This window comes from Streptomyces sp. ATexAB-D23, assembly GCF_000373645.1.
Classification (GTDB): Bacteria; Actinomycetota; Actinomycetes; order Streptomycetales; family Streptomycetaceae; genus Streptomyces; species Streptomyces castrisilvae.
In genome coordinates, this window is record NZ_KB892011.1 from 119654 (window position 1) to 138020 (window position 18367).

16 protein-coding genes are annotated in these 18367 nt (G+C 73.3%); 10 read left to right on the forward strand and 6 right to left on the reverse strand.

What is annotated here, in order from left to right; genetic code table 11:
- Positions 1–88 precede the first annotated feature (88 nt).
- The 4 genes from B082_RS0112315 to B082_RS0112330 all read right to left on the reverse strand — a co-directional run bounded on the left by B082_RS0112315 (position 89) and on the right by B082_RS0112330 (position 4834).
- Entirely contained in the window at positions 89–1381 is a 1293-nt protein-coding gene (locus B082_RS0112315; protein WP_026249711.1) for a phosphoribosyltransferase family protein, read from the reverse strand.
- A gap of 123 nt (positions 1382–1504) precedes the next feature.
- Positions 1505–2179 carry a formylglycine-generating enzyme family protein gene (locus B082_RS0112320; RefSeq protein WP_018552103.1) on the reverse strand — a complete coding sequence of 225 codons (675 nt, stop codon included), beginning with the start codon at positions 2177–2179 and terminating at the stop codon, positions 1505–1507.
- Between the two features lie 44 nt (positions 2180–2223).
- Positions 2224–4350 (reverse strand): SpoIIE family protein phosphatase, encoded by a 2127-nt coding sequence (locus B082_RS0112325; RefSeq protein ID WP_018552104.1) that lies wholly within the window; start codon positions 4348–4350, stop codon positions 2224–2226.
- A 91-nt stretch (positions 4351–4441) separates the two neighbouring features.
- A complete protein-coding gene (locus B082_RS0112330) occupies positions 4442–4834 on the reverse strand; it encodes a nuclear transport factor 2 family protein (RefSeq protein ID WP_018552105.1) in 393 nt (130 codons plus the stop codon).
- Positions 4835–4905: 71 nt separating this feature from the next.
- On the opposite strand from B082_RS0112330, the gene B082_RS0112335 reads away from it, so the two are divergent.
- From B082_RS0112335 to B082_RS0112350, 4 genes are read left to right on the forward strand one after another with little or no spacing between them, the layout of a single operon-like run.
- The gene (locus tag B082_RS0112335; RefSeq protein WP_018552106.1) at positions 4906–5583 is read left to right on the forward strand and encodes a PadR family transcriptional regulator; all 678 of its coding nucleotides are present in this window, start codon (positions 4906–4908) and stop codon (positions 5581–5583) included.
- Entirely contained in the window at positions 5580–6257 is a 678-nt protein-coding gene (locus tag B082_RS0112340; protein WP_018552107.1) for an ABC transporter permease, read from the forward strand. The genes B082_RS0112335 and B082_RS0112340 overlap by 4 nt, the downstream gene beginning before the upstream one ends.
- Entirely contained in the window at positions 6254–6937 is a 684-nt protein-coding gene (locus tag B082_RS0112345) for an ABC transporter permease (RefSeq protein WP_026249713.1), read from the forward strand. The genes B082_RS0112340 and B082_RS0112345 overlap by 4 nt, the downstream gene beginning before the upstream one ends.
- Positions 6934–7887 carry an ABC transporter substrate-binding protein gene (locus B082_RS0112350; RefSeq protein WP_018552109.1) on the forward strand — a complete coding sequence of 318 codons (954 nt, stop codon included), beginning with the start codon at positions 6934–6936 and terminating at the stop codon, positions 7885–7887. The genes B082_RS0112345 and B082_RS0112350 overlap by 4 nt, the downstream gene beginning before the upstream one ends.
- A 73-nt stretch (positions 7888–7960) precedes the next feature.
- Here the strand turns inward: B082_RS0112350 and B082_RS0112355 are convergent, their stop codons facing one another.
- Entirely contained in the window at positions 7961–9124 is a 1164-nt protein-coding gene (locus B082_RS0112355) for an ABC transporter ATP-binding protein (protein WP_018552110.1), read from the reverse strand.
- Between the two features lie 105 nt (positions 9125–9229).
- Between B082_RS0112355 and B082_RS0112360 the strand changes: the two genes are divergently transcribed.
- Positions 9230–10525 (forward strand): alpha/beta fold hydrolase, encoded by a 1296-nt coding sequence (locus B082_RS0112360; protein ID WP_018552111.1) that lies wholly within the window; start codon positions 9230–9232, stop codon positions 10523–10525.
- Positions 10526–10598: 73 nt separating this feature from the next.
- Here the strand turns inward: B082_RS0112360 and B082_RS0112365 are convergent, their stop codons facing one another.
- On the reverse strand, positions 10599–11177 hold the full coding sequence (locus B082_RS0112365; RefSeq protein ID WP_018552112.1) for a rhodanese-like domain-containing protein: 579 nt from the start codon (positions 11175–11177) through the stop codon (positions 10599–10601).
- Between the two features lie 139 nt (positions 11178–11316).
- On the opposite strand from B082_RS0112365, the gene B082_RS0112370 reads away from it, so the two are divergent.
- From B082_RS0112370 to B082_RS0112390, 5 genes are all read left to right on the forward strand, one after another.
- A complete protein-coding gene (locus tag B082_RS0112370; protein WP_018552113.1) occupies positions 11317–12048 on the forward strand; it encodes a PIG-L deacetylase family protein in 732 nt (243 codons plus the stop codon).
- 174 nt (positions 12049–12222) lie between these two features.
- On the forward strand, positions 12223–14892 hold the full coding sequence (locus tag B082_RS0112375; RefSeq protein WP_018552114.1) for a beta-N-acetylglucosaminidase domain-containing protein: 2670 nt from the start codon (positions 12223–12225) through the stop codon (positions 14890–14892).
- Between the two features lie 175 nt (positions 14893–15067).
- Positions 15068–16036, forward strand: a complete 969-nt coding sequence (locus B082_RS0112380; protein ID WP_037709990.1) for an NADPH:quinone oxidoreductase family protein — start codon at positions 15068–15070, stop codon at positions 16034–16036.
- Positions 16033–17220 (forward strand): acyl-CoA dehydrogenase family protein, encoded by a 1188-nt coding sequence (locus B082_RS0112385; RefSeq protein ID WP_018552116.1) that lies wholly within the window; start codon positions 16033–16035, stop codon positions 17218–17220. Before B082_RS0112380 ends, B082_RS0112385 begins: the two co-directional genes overlap by 4 nt.
- A complete protein-coding gene (locus B082_RS0112390) occupies positions 17217–18335 on the forward strand; it encodes an acyl-CoA dehydrogenase family protein (RefSeq protein ID WP_018552117.1) in 1119 nt (372 codons plus the stop codon). The genes B082_RS0112385 and B082_RS0112390 overlap by 4 nt, the downstream gene beginning before the upstream one ends.
- Positions 18336–18367: the final 32 nt, after the last annotated feature.

Here is an 18367-nt window from a genome sequence, read left to right on the forward strand (position 1 = left end):
CGCCTTGCTGTGGATCAAGACGGCGTATCCACGGCGAGGGTTGCCTCGTGTGCACGAATCCGTGCGGACCCGGTGGCGGGGCCTCGCGTCAGCCGGTCCCCGGCGCCAAATGGCCGATGAACCACGCGCGGGCCCGCTGCGCGACCTCGTCCAGAGTGCCCGGTTCCTCGAAGAGGTGAGTGGCGCCGGGAACGATGTCGAGCCGGCTCTCGCAGTGCAGCTCCGCCTGGGCCCTGCGGTTCAGTTCGAGCACTTCGGTGTCCCGGCCGCCCACGAGGAGCAGGGTCGGGGAGCGGACCTCGCCGAGACGGGCGCCCGCGAGGTCGGGCCGGCCGCCCCGCGAGACGACCGCGCCGATCCCCGTGCCGGGCTCCGCCCCGACCATCGCCGCCGCCTGGAGGGCGGCGGCGGCCCCTGTGCTCGCCCCGAACACACCGAGGGGGCCGGGTGCGTGGAGCCGCAGCCAGGCGGTGGCGTCCACGAGCCGTCCGGCGAGCGTCGAGATGTCGAAGACGTGGGAGCCCTCGGCCTCCTCGTCGGGCGTGAGCAGGTCGAACAGCAGGGTGCCGAGGCCGGCCCGGTTCAGGGCCGCCGCCACGGACCGGTTGCGCGGGCTGTGCCTGCTGCTGCCGGAGCCGTGCGCGAACACCACGAGGGCCCCGGTGTCACCGGCCCGGGTGAGACTGCCGGGCAGGGCCACGCCGCCGGCGTCCACCAGCACGTCGCTGGACGCCGGGGGCCCGGACCGCCGCGCCGCCCGCTCCAGCAGCGACACGACCTCCCCGTCCGGCGTCTGGCCGAAGTCCCGGTACCACTCGCCCACCGCGGAGAAGCCGGCCGGCGCCGACAGACACACCAGCTCGTCCGCCTCCTTGCGCAGCCGGGCGGCGGCGGACGGCGGTGCGACCGGCACGGCCAGCACCACATGGGCCGCGCCCTGGGCGCGGGCCACGGCGCAGGCGGCGAGAGCCGTCGCACCGGTCGCGATGCCGTCGTCCACCAGGATCACCGTGCGCCCTTCGAGCGGCACGCGCGGCCGGTCGTCCCGGAACTCCCTTGCCCGGCGGGACAGTTCCGCCTCCTCGGCCTGCTGGACGGCGGCGATGTCGGCCTGATCCACCCCGGTCCGGCGCACGATGTCCTCGCTGATGATCCGCACCCCGTCCTCCCCGATGGCGCCGAAGCCCAGCTCCGGATGGCGGGGGACGCCCAGCTTGCGGACCACGATGACATCGAGCGGAGCGCCGAGCTCCTGCGCGACATGGAAGGCCACGGGCACACCGCCGCGGGGCAGGCCCAGCACGACGGGGTCGCTCTGCGCGAGCGGTCCGAGCGCTTCGGCGAGCCGTCGGCCGGCGTCGGCGCGGTCGGCGAACAGCACGGCATTCACCCCCAGACGGGGGGAGGAGAGGAGGAAATCGCCCACCTCGTTCCAGTCAAGGGCACCCCGGGGCGACCCGCAACCGGACGCCCCGGCCGCGGCCGGACCCGGGAGCTTCACGGCTCAGCGCGGAGCGGAGCGGGCGATTCGGAACCCCGTGTCGTCGATCCGGAACGTCGGGTGGCTGCGCCGCCGCACCGAGGCCCGGCAGCTCCAGCGCTCGTCGAACCAGCCGCCGCCGCGCAGCACCCGGTAGCTGCCGTACACCTCGGCGTCGTAGACGTCCCAGCACCACTCCCACACATTGCCCAGCGTGTCGTACAGCCCCCACGCGTTGGGCCGCCGTCCGCCGACCTCGTGCGGCCGCTCCCCGGAGTTGCCCCGGTGCCAGGCGATCTCGTCCAGCTCCCCGTACCGCGCCGTGTCCGTGCCGGCGCGGCAGGCGTGCTCCCACTCCGCCTCGGACGGCAGCCGGTATCCGTCGGCCTGCCCGTCCCACTCGGTGTCCTCGGCCGCCGGCCCCGGGCGGTAGGCGGGGGCCAGGCCCTCCTGCCGGGACAGGGCGTTGCAGAACCGGACCGCGTCGAGCCAGGAGACGCCCTCGACGGGGAGCCTGGCGCCCCGCGCGCTGCTGGGCCGCTCGCCGGTGACCTTCGCGTACAGCTCCTGGGTGACGGGGTGTGCGGCGAGCCGGTACGGAGAGAGGTCCACGTCCCAACTGCGCTGTGTGCGGCGGTCGGAGAGGGTGGCCCGGCCCGCGGGAACGGTGACCATCGGGATCGTGCCGGCAGTGTCCATGGGACGGTGATCGTATCAACGACCCGGCCGTGGGCGGGGGCGCGTCAGCCGCGCCCCTTCCCCAGCGCCTCGATGAGGAGGAGCGCGATGTCGTCGCTGCCCGGCGTGGCGTGCTGCGCGTACCGCACGAGACTGTCGGCCAGGGCGTCCATGGAGCGGCCGGTGCCCCGGGCGAACTGGCCGGCGAGGGCCGCCGTCGACTCGTCGGGATCGGTGCCGGGCACCTCCACCAGGCCATCGGTGTACAGGGCGAGGGCAGCGCCGGGCGGGAGCGGGATCTCGGTCGTCGGGTAACGCGCCGCCCGGTCGATGCCGAGCAGCAGCCCGGGTGGCAGCCGCAGCACCTCGGTCTGCCCTCCGGGACGGCGCAGCAGCGGCGGCGGATGCCCGGCCGTGGCCATCAGCGCCCGGTGGCCGGCCAGGTCCAGGTGGACGTAGAGACAGCTGGTGAAGAGGCCGGGGTCGAGATCGGTGAGCAGACGGTTGGTCCGCTCCAGGACCTCGGCGGGCGGCGCCCCGGCCGAGGCGTGCACCGCGGTGCGGACCTGGCCCATCAGGACGGCGGCCTTCACGTTGTGGCCCTGCACGTCGCCGATGGCCGCGGCGGCCGTGGTGGCGTCCAGCCGGATCACGTCGTAGAAGTCGCCGCCGATCCCCATGCCCCGGGTGGCCGGCAGATAGCGGGCGGCCACGTCCAGGCCGTCGATCGCGGGGAGGGTGTGCGGGAGCAGATGGGCCTGGAGGCTGTGCGCCAGCTGTTCCTTGGTGTCGAAGAGGCGCGCCCGGTCCAGGGCCTGGGCGATCAGCCCGGCGATCGAGGTGAGCAGGGCGCGCTCCTCCGGCTCGAAGGGGCGCGTACGTTCGTAGCCGAGCACCAGCGTGCCCACCGGGCGTCCCGAGGCGAGCAGCGGGAGGAACGCCCATGCGGCCAGGCCCTGTTGGAGCGTGGCGGGCTCGAAGGCGCGCTGGAATTCGTCGAAAGTGCGGTAGAAGGCGGGCACCCCGGTGGTGAGGACGTGTGCGACCGGGGCGTGCGAACTCAGGGGCGCGCCCTCGAAGCACTCCATCAGTTCGGCGTCGAAACCACGGTGTCCGTCGATCCCCAGCCGCCCCTCCGCCGCCGTCATCACGGCGAATGCCTGGATACGGAAGGCCGGCACGAACTGCTCGGAGATCAGCTCGACCACGTCACGGATGCCGACGGCCTCGGTGAGCGTCGCCGCCAGGTGCATCAACTGGTAGAGCGCCACCGCCCGGCCGGGGGTGCTCGGCGGCGCGGCGGCGGCCGTGGGAGGCGTGGGGGAGTGCGGCGCGCTGACGGGAGTGATGTAGACGCTGATGCCGGACGCGTCGGGGTAGAGGCAGAAGGACAGCCACTGGTCCGGCGGTCGCAGCGCGGTGAATGACATCGGCTCGCGGCTGATCATCGCACCCCGGTACTGGTCCTCGAAGTGCGGATCGGCGAGCCAGCGCAGCGACTCCCAGGGCAGCGTTCCCACCAGTTCGTCCGCCCGTCTGCCGACCAGGGCGGCGCCCGCGTCCGTGAGGTAGGTGATCCGTCCGTGCGTGTCCAGGGTGCAGCAGCCGCCCGGCAGCCGGGCGACGAAGTCGGCCGCGGCGACCGCCTCGGCGCGTGCGGGCGGGGCGGTGGTGACCGGCGGCAGCACCCGGGGCCCGGCCCCCGCGCCGACCGGTCGCCCCTTCTCCCGCGCCTCGTGCAGCACCCGCGCTGCCTCGCCGCAGCAGTCGTGGACCGCCGCCCGCTCCCGCGGAGTCAGCTGCGGCGGGTGCGAACCGGGCCACAGCAGCACGAGACCGCCGAGAGCCGTGGTCCCCGCCAGGACGGGCGCGGCCGCCAGCGCGAAACGGTAGGGAAGGACGAGCGCGGGACGCGGATAGCTCCGGGCCAGCTCCTCCTGGCTGCCCAGCCACACCAGATGCCGGTCCTTCACCGCGTCGGCCACCGGCATGGGAGCGGACAGCGGCACCCGGAGCCAGGGGTCGGCCATCTCCTGCGGCACCCCGGCGAGCACGGCGAGCCGCAGGGTGGGGCTCCCGGGCGGCAGCACGTACAGCATGGCCACCGCGGCCCCCGTCTCCCGCACGGCACGCGCCACCGCCGCGTCCAGGAGATCGTCCGCGGAGTCCGTCACAGGACCGACATTGCCCATAAACGGACCATACGCCCGGCGCTTCCGGTCGACACCGTGATGCCCGCCGTCATGGCGCGCTTCCCGGGGTGCGGGCTCGCCCCGGGCCGGGTCAGCCGGCGGCGGCCTCGCGGCCGATCTGCTCGAACCGCGCTCCCATCTCCGCGGCCAGGGCCTGCGCCGCGGACAGCGGGCGGACCATCACCATGAGGCTGTCGATCTCGCCCGCCTCGTTCAGATGGAGGAAGTCGCAGCCGTTGATCTCGCGGTCGCCCACCTTCGCCGTGAAGACGAGGGCGTGGTCGCGCCCGTCCGTGCTCGCCATCTCCCGCACGTAGCGGAAGTCCGTGAACACCTCCGACACGGCACGCAGGATCGCGGCGGTGAGCGGCTTTCCGGCGTAGGGCTTGAACGCCACCGGGCTGGTGAAGACGACGTCCTCGGCGAGCGTCGCCTCGGCGGCCGCGATGTCGTGTGCCTCGACGGCCTTACGGAAAGCAAGCATCCCGGACTCCCATAGTCAATTTGTTGAATAGGTGTGAACGAGATTAATCACATCGGTGTTAGTGTGTCCAGATGTCACTCAAGTACGCCGTCCTGGCGGCCCTGCTCGAAGGCGAGGCGTCCGGATACGACCTGGCCAAGGTCTTCGACGTCTCGGTGGCGAACTTCTGGTCCGCCACACCGCAGCAGCTCTACCGGGAACTGGACCGGCTGGCGGCGGACGGGCTGATCGAGTCACGCGTGGTGGAGCAGCAACGCCGCCCGAACAAGAAGGTGTTCACGCTGACCGGCGCCGGCCACGACGCGCTCGGTGCGTTCACCGCGAAAGCGCCCCGCCCCACGGCGATCCGGGACGAGCTCCTGGTGATGACCCAAGCCGTGGACATCGGCGACCGGGACGCGGTCCGCGCGTCGGTCGAGGAGCGCATGGAGTGGGCACGCGCCAAGCTCGACCGGTACGAACGGCTGCGCGAACGCCTGCTGGCCGGCCGCGACGAGGCCGCCTTCATCGCGGAGACCGAACGCATCGGCCCCTACCTGACCCTGATGCGCGGCCGGTCCTTCGAGGAGGAGAACCTGCGGTGGGGGCAGCGGGTCCTGGAGATCCTGGACAGCCGCGCCGCGGCGGAGCAGAAGCCCGGGGCGGGCGGCGTTGCCCGCCCCCTCGGCCCGCCATCGCCCGTGCGCGCGCCCCGAACGGACGACCAGGATGCGCGCACCCGCGGCGCGCGGGCTGCAATGGACGGGTGACCGCGCCCCCCGACGACTGCCTCGCGCGCAACGAATGGATCTGCGGCGCCTACCTGAGCTCCCGCCGGCACATCCTCTGGGACGCGGTCCTGCAACACGTGCAGCTGACCGCGGTGGCCGTGCTCATCGGCCTCGTCCTCGCACTCCCGCTCGCCCTCGCCGCCCGCCGCTGGCACTGGGCGGCGGGCCCCGTGCTCGGGGTGACGACGATCCTCTACACCATTCCGTCGCTCGCCATGTTCTCCCTGCTGCTGCCGGTGTACGGACTGTCCGCCTCGCTCGTCGTCGCCGGCCTCGTCCTCTACTCGCTGACCCTGCTCGTACGCAACGTCCTCGCCGGGCTGCGCGCCGTCCCCGAGGAGACCCGGCAGGCCGCGCGCGGCATGGGATACGGACCCGTACGACTGCTCCTGGCCGTGGAACTCCCGCTCGCCCTGCCCGCCGCCATGGCCGGCCTGCGCATCGCCACCGTCTCCGCGGTCTCCCTGGTCACCATCGGCGCGATCGTCGGCTACGGAGGACTCGGCAACCTCATCTACTCCGGGATGAACACGTACTTCAAGGCCCAGGTGCTCACCGCGTCCGTCCTGTGCGTCGTCATCGCCGTCGCCGCCGACCTGCTCCTCCTGCTGCTGCAACGCCTGCTGACCCCGTGGACCAGGAGCCGGTCGTGAACACCCTCCTGGACGCCTGGTCCTGGCTGACGACCTCCGCGCACTGGCACGGCCAGGACGGCATCGGGGCCCGGCTCGTCCAGCACCTCTACCTCACCGCCGTCTGCCTGCTCGTCAGCTGCCTCATAGCCCTGCCCGTCGCGCTGGTACTCGGCCACCTCGGCAGGGGCGGCGCGCTCGCCGTCAACCTCTCCAACATCGGGCGGGCCGTACCCACCTTCGCCGTCCTGGTGCTGCTCCTGCTCACCCCGGTCGGCCGCTGGGGCGAGGGCCCGACCATCGTGGCGCTCGTCCTGTTCGCCGTGCCCCCACTGCTCACCAACGCCTACGTCGGCATGCGCGAGGTCGACCAGGACGTCGTCCGCGCCGCCCGGGGCATGGGGATGACGGGCCGGCAACTACTGCTCCAGGTGGAGCTGCCGCTCGCCCTGCCGCTCATCCTCACCGGCGTGCGCATCGCGGCCGTCCAGCTCGTCGCCACGGCCACCATCGCGGCCCTGGCGGGCGGCGGCGGGCTCGGCCGCATCATCACCGCCGGGTTCAACCTCGCCTCCACCGCCCAGGTGGTCGCCGGAGCGGTCCTGGTCGCCGTGTTCGCGCTGGTCGTCGAGGGGATCTTCGAGGCGGCGCAGCGGCTCGCGCCCAGCAGGCTCGGGCTGCGCGTGGGGGCGACCGGGTGAGGTCCCGGCGCCCGCTCACCGCGCTCGTGCTGCTGGCGGCCACCGCCTGCTCCACCGGCCCCGCCCTGGAGAACCAGGGCGAGGTCACCACCCCGCCCGGCGACAGCAAGCACCTGACCATCGGCTCCGCCGGCTTCACCGAGAGCGACCTGCTCGCCCAGATGTACGCCCTGCTGCTGGGACGCGCCGGATACTCCACGAAGATCATCTCCGTCACCAACCGGGAGATCTACGAACCCGCCCTGGAGAACGGCCAGATCGACATCGTCCCCGAGTACGCGGCCACCTTCGCCGACTGGCTGAACGCCAAGAAGAACGGATCCGACGCCGACCCCGTCGGATCGCCGGACCTCGCCGCCACCATGAAGGCCCTGCGCGCCCTCGCCGCACCCCGCGGCCTCACCGTCCTGGACCCCGGCAGGGCCGTCGACCAGAACGCGTTCGCCGTCACCGCCGCCTACGCGGGGAAACACCACCTGAAGACGCTCAGCGACCTGGGCCGGTCGGGTCTGCCGGTACGCCTCGCGGCCGGCGACGAATGCGTCGAGCGCCCCTACTGCGCGCCGGGGCTGAGGAAGACGTACGGGATCGACATCACCGCGGTCGACCCCAAGGGCGTCGGCACCACCCAGGCCAAGCAGGCCGTGCAGAGCGGCCGGGACCAGATGGTCCTGACCACCACCACCGACGCCACCCTGGACGACTTCGGACTCGTCCTGCTCGCCGACGACAAGCACCTCCAGAACGCCGACTACCTCGTCCCCGTCGTGAACCGCTCCCGCGCGGGCGGCGCGGGCGTGCGCACGGCGCTGGGCAGGCTCAACACCGTACTGACCACCGCGGACCTGGCCCGGCTGAACGAACAGGTGGACAGCTGGCGGCGGCTCCCCGAGGACGTGGCCCGCACCTACCTGCGATCCGAGCACCTCATCCCCGGCAAGGACGGGTGAGCGATCCCCGCCGCGGCCGACGCGCGACCTCCGGCGGTACGACGCGAGCGCCCGACCCCGGACGGGGCGCGGCTCAGGCGTCCGCCACCGAGTCGAACCGGACCTCGTCGCGCCCCACACCCTGCGCGTCCGCGTCCACCGAACGCCGCAGCGCCTCATGGAGCTTCGCCGGAGTCAGCACCCCGAGGAACCGCGCCCCGTCCAGCACCGCGATCCACCCCGCGTCGTGCTGGAGCATCTCGCTGAACGCCCGCTTCAGCGGGGCGCCGACCGGCACCCACGCGTCCATCCGGCGCGCCAGCTCACCCACCGTGCCCTGGTCCCCGGCGATCCGAAGGGCGTCCGCCGACACCCAGCCGTGCAGCTCGCCCCCGGCGTTCAGCACGACCGCCCACCGCGATCCCGCCGCGCCCAGCCGGGCCGCGGCGGCCCCGGCGGGCTCGTCCAGCCGGGCCACGGGCGGCTCCTCCAGATCGTCCGGCTCGATCGTGGTGACCGACAGCCGCTTCAGCCCCCGGTCGGCGCCGACGAATCCGGCCACATACGGCGTCGCGGGGGAGCCGAGCACGGCGCCGGGACTGTCGAACTGCTCGATGCGCCCCTGGCCGAACACCGCGATCCGGTCACCCATCCGCACCGCCTCCTCGATGTCATGGGTGACCATCAGAACCGTCTTCCTCACCCTGGACTGGAGGTTGAGGAACTCGTTCTGCAGCCGCTCCCGCACCACCGGGTCCACCGCACCGAACGGCTCGTCCATCAACAGCACCGGCGGGTCGGCCGCCAGCGCCCGCGCCACCCCCACCCGCTGGCGCTGGCCGCCGGAGAGCTGGGCGGGGTAGCGCGCACCGTACGTCGACGGGTCCAGGCCCACCAGGTCGAGCAGCTCGGCCGCGCGTTCCCGTGCCCTGGACCGCTTCCAGCCGACCAGCGCCGGCACCGTCGCCGTGTTGTCGAGCACCGTCCGGTGCGGGAAGAGCCCCACCTGCTGGATGACGTAGCCGATGCGGCGGCGCAGCTTCACCGGGTCGGTCCCCGCGATGTCCTCGCCGTCCACGAGAATGCGTCCCGACGTCGGTTCGATCAGCCGGTTCACCATCATCATCGTGGTGGTCTTGCCGCAGCCCGACGGGCCCACCAGGGTGACCAGTTCCCCCTCGGCGACCTCGAAGGACAGCCCGTCGACCGCGGCCGTACCGTCCGGGTAGACCTTGCCGACCTGTTCGAACCGGATCATGACTGCACGGTAGGAGCCGGGCACCCGCCCCGCACACGGGCCGCGACCGTCCGGGGCACAGCGGTGTGCTGAACTGTCCGGGAACCGTCCGATCCAGGAGCACCCTTGAACAGCTACCGTCAGCCCGGCCTCGTCCTCACCGACCATCGCTTCACCGTCCCGCTCGACCACGCCGACCCCGGCGGTGAGCGGATCGAGATCTTCGGCCGGGAGATCGTGGCCGCCTCCAAGGCGGACCAGGAACTGCCCTGGCTGCTCTATCTGGAGGGCGGCCCCGGCTTCGGCGCCCGCCGCTTCGCGGGCGCGGAGGCCTGGCTCGGACGGGCGGTCCGCGAATTCCGGGTGCTCCTGCTCGATCAGCGCGGCACCGGCCTGTCCACCCCGGCCAACCGGCAGACCCTCCCGCTGCGCGGCGGACCGCGCGAGCAGGCCGACTACCTCGCCCACTTCCGCGCGGACAGCATCGTGCGGGACTGCGAGTTCATCCGCCCGCAGCTGACCGGCGGGGCACCCTGGACGGTCCTCGGCCAGTCCTTCGGCGGCTTCTGCGCCGTGCGCTACCTCTCCGCCGCTCCCGAGGGCCTCAGCACGGTCCTGATCACCGGCGGCCTGCCCTCCCTCGACGCCCACGCGGACGACGTCTACCGGGCCGCGTACCCGCGCATCGAACGCAAGGTCGCCGCGCACTACGCCCGCTACCCGCAGGACGTCGAACGCGCCCGGGAGATCACCGCTCACCTCGCGGAGCACCGCCCCGAGAGCGCCGGGCACCGGCTGACGCCCGAAGGCTTCCAGTCGCTCGGCATCCTGCTCGGCGGCGGCAGCGGCAGCCACCAGCTGCACTACCTCCTGGAGAACGCCTTCGTCCGCACCCCGCACGGCACGGAGCTCTCCGACACCTTCCAGGAAGCCATGCGCACCGCGACGTCGTTCGCCGGGCACCCCCTGTACGCCCTGATGCACGAGGCCATCTACGGCCAGGACAGCCGGCCCACCGCCTGGGCGGCGGAGCGGGTCCGTGCGGAGTTCCCGCAGTTCGACGCCGCGAAGGCGCTGGAGGGCGACGGGCCGGTCCTGTTCACGGGCGAGTCCATCCACCCCTGGCACTTCGACGTCGACCCGGCGCTGCGTCCGCTGCGCGAGACGGCCGGACTCCTCGCGGCCCGCGCCGACTGGGCACCGCTGTACGACCCCGAGCGCCTCGCCGCCAACGAGGTCCCGGTGGCCGCCGCCGTCTACCACGACGACATGTACGTCGACACCGCTCACGCGCTGCGCACCGCCGGCGCGATTCGCGGGCTGCGCACCTGGGTGACCGACGAGTTCGAGCACGACGGGGTCCGCGCGGGCGGGCCGCGCGTGCTGGACCGGCTGCTCGCGGTGGTCCGCGACGAGGTCTGAGACCCGGGCCGTGTTTGCGAAACGCGCGGGGGCCGGCCGCACGCGCCGTGCGGCCGGCCCCCGCGGCGCTCCGTCAGGCCTGGAGGGCGTCCAGGGTCGCGTCCAGGCCGGCCGCCGAGCGCGGGGCGCGGTTGTGCGGGAGCTTCGACAGGGCCGCCGCCATGCCGCAGGTGTCGGTGACCGCGGAGAAGACGAGGCCGGAGCCGACGCCGGCGGCCAGCCAGCGCGCGGCGGGATACCTGACGCCGGCCAGCAGCCCGGCCACCACGAGCGAGCCGGCGGCCAGTCGCACCTGGCGTTCCATCGGCCAGGTGGCCCTGCCGCCCTCCGGGCGCTCCAGGCCGTGGCCCTCGCTCTCCCAGGCGGAGGTACCGCCCGTGAGCGTCGCGGCCTCGATGTCGGCCGCCGAGAGGATGTCGCACGCGCGCGTCGAGCGGACGCCGGAGGCGCACACGACGAGCAGCGCGCCGCGGGCGGACGCGGACTTGAGGGCGGGCACCGCGTCGGAGAGGTGGTCCAGCGGTATGTTCAGCGCACCCGGCACGTGCCCTGCGGCGTACTCACCGGGGGCCCGCACATCGATCACGGTGAATTCCGGGAGCCGGGCGGCGGCCTCGGTGGGGGAGAGGGATACGGGGACGGGGCTGGTCACGAGCTGTGTTTCCTTTCGTTCACCGGGTGTGAGGCAGGCACACGCTCTCCTGCCCCGGATGGCCCAGGATACCCCTCGGGGTATTGCCCCGGCCGTGTCATGAGTCTCGGGGGCCTCCTTGCCGGTTTAGCCTGCGGACATGACCGAGCAGCTGAAGCCCATGCCCGAGGACTGGCGGCGCGCTCTCGCCGTGGTCGCCCACCCCGACGACCTGGAGTACGGCTGCGCGGCGGCCGTGGCCGGGTGGACCGACGGCGGGCGCGACATCACCTATCTGCTGGCCACCCGGGGCGAGGCAGGCATCGACACGCTCGAACCGGAGGAGTGCGCGCCGCTGCGTGAACGGGAGCAGCGCGCGAGCGCCGCCGCTGTGGGAGTCTCGCGCGTAGAGTTCCTGGACCACCGCGACGGGGTTATCGAGTACGGCGTCCCGCTCCGTCGCGACATCGCCGCGGCCATCCGCCGGCACCGTCCCGAGCTGGTGATCACGCTGAACCACCGCGACACCTGGGGCTCGGTCGCCTGGAACACGCCCGACCACCGTGCGGTCGGACGCGCGACCCTCGACGCGGCCGCCGACGCGGGCAACCGCTGGATCTTCCCCGAGCTGACCGAAGAGGGCCTCGAGCCGTGGGACGGGGTGCGCTGGGTGGCCGTGGCCGGATCGTCCACCCCCACCCACGCGGTGGACGCGACGGCCGGGCTCGAACGGTCCGTGCAGTCCCTCCTGGCCCACCGCACGTACATCGAGGTGCTCACGGACGAGGACCCCGAGACGTACTGCCGCACCTTCCTCACGGCCAACGCGGAGGTGGCGGCCGAGCGCTTCGGCGGGCGTCCGGCCATCCCGTTCGAGCTCTTCGGACGCTGACTCGGGGCGGGGGGCCACCCGCACTCCTCCGTGCAGAAGTGGCATTTCTGAAGGAGAAATCACAGGTCAGCGCATCGATGTTGTCCAGACCATTGACATGCAAGCGCCAGGATGTTGAATTCAGTCTCATTGTGTTGCGCGACTCTGGTGACTTGAGTGACCAATGGAGGATCTGTGACGCCTCGCTCGCCCCGCATCACCGCACTCACCGCCGCGGCGGCCCTGCTCGGAGGCGGCCTGCTGGCCGCCGGGCCGTCCGCCCACGCGGCTGACGGCGCACCGGCCGGCGCCTCGGCCAAGGCCCAGGAAACCCCGGCCATCACCCCGACCCCGCGGTCGGTGAACAACCGCACGGACCGGGTGACCATCACCCCCACCGTCACGCTCGTCGCGGGAGAGACAGCCGACGGGCCCGCCCTCGACGTGGTCGAGGCGGCCCTGCGCGAGGCAGGCGCCCGGCACGTCGTCCGCGCGGCGCGGCCCGCCCCCGGCAGGCTCACCGTGTACGCGGGCGACCCCGCGGCCCTGGCCGCCCAGAAGCTCGAAGGCCCCTCCGCGCTGCCCGCCGAGGGATACGTGCTCGGGATCGGCGCGGGCCGGATCGTCCTCGCCGGCAAGGACACCACCGGTACCTACTACGCCGCGCAGACCCTGCGCCAGGTGCTCCCGCACCGGGCGCACCCGGGAGGCGAGGTCTCCGGCCTCGCCGTGCGCGACTGGCCGGGAACCGCGCTGCGCGGGGTCATCGAGGGGTTCTACGGCACCCCGTGGTCGCACGAGGCACGCCTCGACCAGCTCGACTACTACGGCGAGCACAAGATGAACATCTACGTGTACTCGCCCAAGGACGACGACTACCTCCGGGCGAAGTGGCGCGAGCCGTACCCCGCCGGGCAGCTGGCCCAGATCGAGGACCTCACCGACCGGGCCGCCCAGCGGCATGTCGAGTTCACCTACGCGCTCTCGCCCGGCCTGTCGGTCTGCTACAGCTCCGAGGACGACGTGAAGGCGCTCGTCGACAAGTTCCAGACGATGTGGGACATCGGGGTCCGCACCTTCGCGGTCCCGCTCGACGACATCAGCTACACCGAATGGAACTGCGAGGCCGACCAGGAGAAGTGGGGGACCGGCGGCGGCGCGGCGGGCGCGGCCCAGGCCCATCTGCTGAACCGGGTCAACCAGGAGTTCATCGCCACCCACGCCGGCGCCCAGCCGCTCCAGATGGTGCCCACCGAGTACTACAACGTCAGCTCCTCGGCGTACAAGACGGCCCTGTCCGAACAGCTCGACCCCCATGTGCTCGTCGAGTGGACCGGCGTCGGCGTCGTCGCCCCCACCATGACGGTGGCCCAGGCCGACGCGGCCCGGGAGGTGTTCGGGCACCCGATCCTGACCTGGGACAACTACCCGGTCAACGACTACGCGACCGACCGCCTCCTGCTCGGCCCGTTCAACGGCCGCGAGAAGGGGCTGCCGGGACGGCTCGCCGGGGTCACCGCCAACCCGATGATCCAGCCGTACGCCTCGAAGCTCTCCCTGTACACCGTCGCGGACTACGCCTGGAACGACGCCGCCTACGACCCGCGCGAGTCCTGGGGCAAGGGCCTCAAGGAGTACGCGGGCGGCGACGCCCGCACCGAGGAGGCGCTGAGGGCCTTCGCCGACGTCAACTACAGCTCCGCGCTCAACACCGACAAGGCGCCCGAGCTGTCCGCCGAGTTCGCCCGCTACTGGAAGTCCGGCGACGCCGGGCGGCTCACCTCCGTCCTGACCTCGCTGGGCGCGGCCCCCGCCCGGCTGCGCGCAGACCTCCCCGACCGCGGCTTCATCGAGGACTCGGGCCCCTGGCTGGACGCCACCGCGTCCTGGGCGACCGCCGCCCGCACCGCCCTCGGCATGGTCGAGGCCGCCCGCGCGGGCCAGGGTTCCCAGGCCTGGGAGCTGAGGCAGAAGCTGCCCGCACAGGTCGAGCGGGCCGCCTCCTTCACGTACACCGGACTCGACGGCCGCGAAGTGCCGGTCCTCGTCGGGGACGGGCAGCTGGACGGGTTCGTCGAGGCGGCCACCGCCGAGTACGACCGGCTGCTCGGGGTGAGCGGCAGGCCCACGGCCTCGACCAGCCTCGGTACGTACCAGAACAACACCCCCGCCCGGATGCTCGACGGCGACGACTCCACGTACTTCTGGAGCGACGGGGCGCCCGCGGCGGGCGACCAGCTGACCGTCGACCTCGGAGAGTCCCGGGCCATCGGTGACATCACGCTCGCCATGGCCAAGCCGGGAAGCACCGACGACTACCTCCACGCCGGGGTCCTGGAGTACTCGGACGACGGGCAGAGCTGGCGGAAGCTCGCGGACTTCTCCGAAGAGCCCGACGTCACGGCGGTCCCGCCCGCCGGCACCGAGGCGCGCTACGTACGGGCCCGTGCGACCGCCGGACAGACCAGCTGGGTCGTCGTGCGTGAATTCCAGGTCACGACGACCGACGGCGCCGTCACCGGCAACCCGCCCGCGGCCACCGGTTCCACGCTGCGTGCGGCCGCCGACGGCGACCCGGCCACCGTCTACCGGGCGGCGCGCGCGACCGAGGACGGCGAGTCGCTCGAGGTGGACCTCGTCGCCGCGCGCACGGTCGGCTCCGTGACCGTTCTGCGCCCGGCCGGATCCGACACCGCCGCCGACATCCAGCTGCGCGAGGCGGACGGCACCTGGCGCACCGTCGGCGCGCTGCGCGGCGCGTACACCCGCGTCGACACCGAGGGGCGCACCGCCGACGCGGTACGTCTGGCCTGGCGGGCCGGCTCGGCCGCGCCCCAGGTCGCCGAGGTGGTCGTGGGGAAGTAGCACCACCGCTCGGCCGTGCGCCCGGCGCCCCCGCGGTCCTGCGGGCGGGGCCGGGCGCACCGCCGTGTCGCGGGCCGGCCGGACCGGATGCGCGAGGGTTGTTCCCACAGAGGCAAGCGACCGCTTAGTATGCCCCGGAGCAGTGGTAATGCCGACAGTGTTGTGGAGGCCCCTCATGCAGGCATGGCGAGTGCACCGGAACGGCGAGCCGAGCGAGGTGATGCGGCTGGAGGAGACGGATCGGCCCACGCCCGGCGACGGGCAGGTGACCGTCGAGGTGCTCGCGGCGAACATCAACTTCCCCGACGCGCTCCTCTGCCGGGGCCAGTACCAGGTACGGCCACCGCTCCCGTTCACCCCCGGCGTCGAGATCTGCGGCCGCACCGAGGACGGGCGCCGGGTGCTCGCCACCCCCGCCCTGCCCGACGGCGGCTTCGCGCAGTACGTCGTCGCCGACGAGGCGGCCCTGCTGCCCGCCCCCGAGGCTCTCGACGACGCCGAGGCCGCGGCCCTGCACATCGGTTACCAGACCGGCTGGTTCGGGCTGCACCGCCGGGCGCACCTGCAGGCGGGCGAGACCCTTCTCGTGCACGCCGCAGCGGGCGGCGTCGGCAGCGCGGCCGTCCAGCTCGGCAAGGCCGCGGGCGCCACCGTCATCGGCGTCGTCGGCGGACCGGAGAAGGCGAAGACCGCCGCCGCACTCGGCTGCGACCTCGTCATCGACCGGCGCACCGAGGACATCGTCGCGGCGGTCAAGGAGTTCACCGGCGGCCGCGGCGCCGATGTCGTGTACGACCCGGTCGGGGGCGACGCGTACGCCAAGTCGGTGAAGTGCATCGCCTTCGAGGGGCGGGTCGTCGTCGTCGGCTTCGCCAGCGGCGTCATTCCCACCCCAGGGCTCAACCACGCCCTGGTGAAGAACTACTCGGTCCTCGGACTCCACTGGGGCCTCTACAACACCAAGGACCCGCAGGCGGTACGCGACTGCCACGCGGAACTCACCCGGCTCGCCGCCGAAGGCGTCATCAAGCCGCTGATCAGCGAGCGGGTCGCGATGGAGCAGGCGGCGGCCGCCGTCCAGCGCGTGGCCGACGGCACCAGCACCGGCCGCATCGTCGTCCTCCCGTCAGGAGCCGCCCGATGACCGCCCCCGACGCCGGCGAACTGCGCCGCCTCACCCGCGAACTGCTCGCCGCACACCCCCCGGCCACCACCGGCCGCACCGACTTCCTCAAGGCACGCTTCGACGCCGGACTCGCCTGGGTGCATTACCCGGTGGGGCTCGGTGGCCTGGACGCCCCGCGCTCCCTCCAGCCCGTCGTGGACGCCGAACTCGCCGCCGCGAACGCCCCGGACAACGATCCCCGCCGCATCGGCATCGGCCTCGGCATGGCCGCCCCCACCATCCTCGGCTTCGGCACCGACGAGCAGAAGCGGCGCTTCCTCAAGCCCCTGTGGGCCGGCGAGGAGGTGTGGTGCCAGCTCTTCAGCGAACCGGGCGCCGGCTCCGACCTGGCCGCCCTCGGTACGCGCGCGGTGCGCGACGGCGAGAGCTGGGTGGTCGACGGGCAGAAGGTGTGGACGTCCAGCGCCCACGTGGCGCGCTGGGCGATCCTCATCGCCCGCACCGACCCGGACGTGCCCAAGCACCGCGGCATCAGCTACTTCATCTGCGACATGACCGACCCCGGCGTCGAGGTCCGGCCACTGCGCCAGATCACCGGCGAGGCCGAGTTCAACGAGGTCTTCCTCACCGGCGTGCGCATCCCCGACAGCCGCAGGCTCGGCCCCGTCGGCGAGGGCTGGAAGGTCGCGCAGACCACCCTCATGAACGAACGCGTCTCCATCGGCGGCTCCCGCATCCCGCGCGAGGGCGGCATGATCGGCCCCGTCGCCAGGACCTGGCGCGAACGCCCCGACCTGCGCACCCACGACCTGCACCAGCGCCTGCTGACCCTGTGGGTCGAGGCCGAGGTCGCCCGGCTCACCGGCGAACGCCTGCGCCAGCAGCTCGTCGCGGGACAGCCCGGCCCCGAGGGCTCCGGAATGAAGCTCGCCTTCGCCCGGCTCAACCAGGAGATCAGCGGCCTCGAAGTGGAACTCCTCGGTGACGAGGGGCTGCTCTACAGCGACTGGACCATGCGGCGGCCCGAGCTCGTCGACTTCACCGGCCGCGACGCCGGCTACCGCTACCTCCGCTCCAAGGGCAACTCCATCGAGGGCGGCACGAGCGAGGTACTGCTCAACATCGTCGCCGAACGCGTACTCGGCCTGCCCGCCGAACCGCGCAACGACAAGGACGTCGCCTGGAAGGACCTCTCCCGATGAGCACACAGACCGAAGTGGGCCAGGCGCCCGACCTCCTCTACTCGGAGGCCGAGGAGGACCTGCGCGCCGCCGTCCGCTCCCTGCTCGCGGACCGGGCCGACGCACCGTCGGTGATCGCCCGCACCGAGTCCGACACGCCGTACGACCCGCAGCTCTGGAAGGCGCTCGCCACCGGCATCGGCGCCGCCGGGCTCCTCGTGCCCGAGGAACTGGGCGGCCAGGGCGCCACCCACCGCGAGGCCGCCGTCGTCCTGGAGGAGCTGGGCCGCAGCGTCGCGCCCGTGCCGTACCTGACCAGCTCCGTCGTCGCCACCGAGACCCTGCTGGCGCTCGGCGCGCAGGACGGGCCGGCGGCCGGACTCCTCGCCCGACTCGCCGAGGGCCGCAAGGTCGCGGTGCTCGCCGTCCCGTTCTCCGCCGCGTCCGCGGTCCCCCCGGCCGTGACCGGCTCCCTCGACGCGACGCTCGGCCCGATCGCCGACGCGGCCGCCGCCGACGTGCTGCTGGTCCCCACGGCCGACGGCCTGCACGCCGTCGCCACGGACGCGCCCGGCGTACGCGTCGAGCCGCTCGTCCCGCTGGACCTCACCCGCCCGCTCGCCACCGTCACCCTCACCGGCGCCACCGGAACCCGGCTCGCGGACGCCGGGGCCTCGGCACGCGCCGTGGACCGTGGGCTGCTGGCAGGTGCCGGGCTGCTCGCATCGGAGCAGCTGGGACTCGCCGAGTGGTGCCTGACCGAAACAGTGCGACACACCCGGGAACGCCACCAGTTCAACCGGCCCGTCGGCTCCTTCCAGTCGCTCAAGCACCGCATGGCGCAGCTCTGGCTGGAGGTCGTCTCGGCTCGGGCCGCGGCGCGAAACGCCGCCGACGCCCTGGCGAAGGGCAGCCCCGACACGCCGTTGGCCGTGGCCGTCGCCCAGGCGTACTGCTCGAAGGCCGCCGTCCACGCGGCCGAGGAGTGCGTCCAGCTGCACGGCGGGATCGGGATGACCTGGGAGCACCCGGCGCACCTCTACCTGAAGCGGGCCAAGGCCGACGCGACCGCGTACGGCACGGCGGGACGCCACCGGGAGACGGTCGCGGCACTCATGGAACTGCCGGCACCGTAACGGGCCGCGGGTACGCGGGAGCGGGGGTGCGC

Coding starts and splice junctions, on each gene's coding strand:
- B082_RS0112320 (WP_018552103.1), bottom strand. CDS start 2,179: ATGGACACTGCCGGCACGATCCCGATGGTCACCGTTCCCGCGGGCCGG.
- B082_RS0112325 (WP_018552104.1), bottom strand. CDS start 4,350: ATGGGCAATGTCGGTCCTGTGACGGACTCCGCGGACGATCTCCTGGAC.
- B082_RS0112330 (WP_018552105.1), bottom strand. CDS start 4,834: ATGCTTGCTTTCCGTAAGGCCGTCGAGGCACACGACATCGCGGCCGCC.
- B082_RS0112335 (WP_018552106.1), top strand. CDS start 4,906: ATGTCACTCAAGTACGCCGTCCTGGCGGCCCTGCTCGAAGGCGAGGCG.
- B082_RS0112355 (WP_018552110.1), bottom strand. CDS start 9,124: ATGATCCGGTTCGAACAGGTCGGCAAGGTCTACCCGGACGGTACGGCC.
- B082_RS0112370 (WP_018552113.1), top strand. CDS start 11,317: ATGACCGAGCAGCTGAAGCCCATGCCCGAGGACTGGCGGCGCGCTCTC.
- B082_RS0112380 (WP_037709990.1), top strand. CDS start 15,068: ATGCAGGCATGGCGAGTGCACCGGAACGGCGAGCCGAGCGAGGTGATG.
- B082_RS0112385 (WP_018552116.1), top strand. CDS start 16,033: ATGACCGCCCCCGACGCCGGCGAACTGCGCCGCCTCACCCGCGAACTG.
- B082_RS0112390 (WP_018552117.1), top strand. CDS start 17,217: ATGAGCACACAGACCGAAGTGGGCCAGGCGCCCGACCTCCTCTACTCG.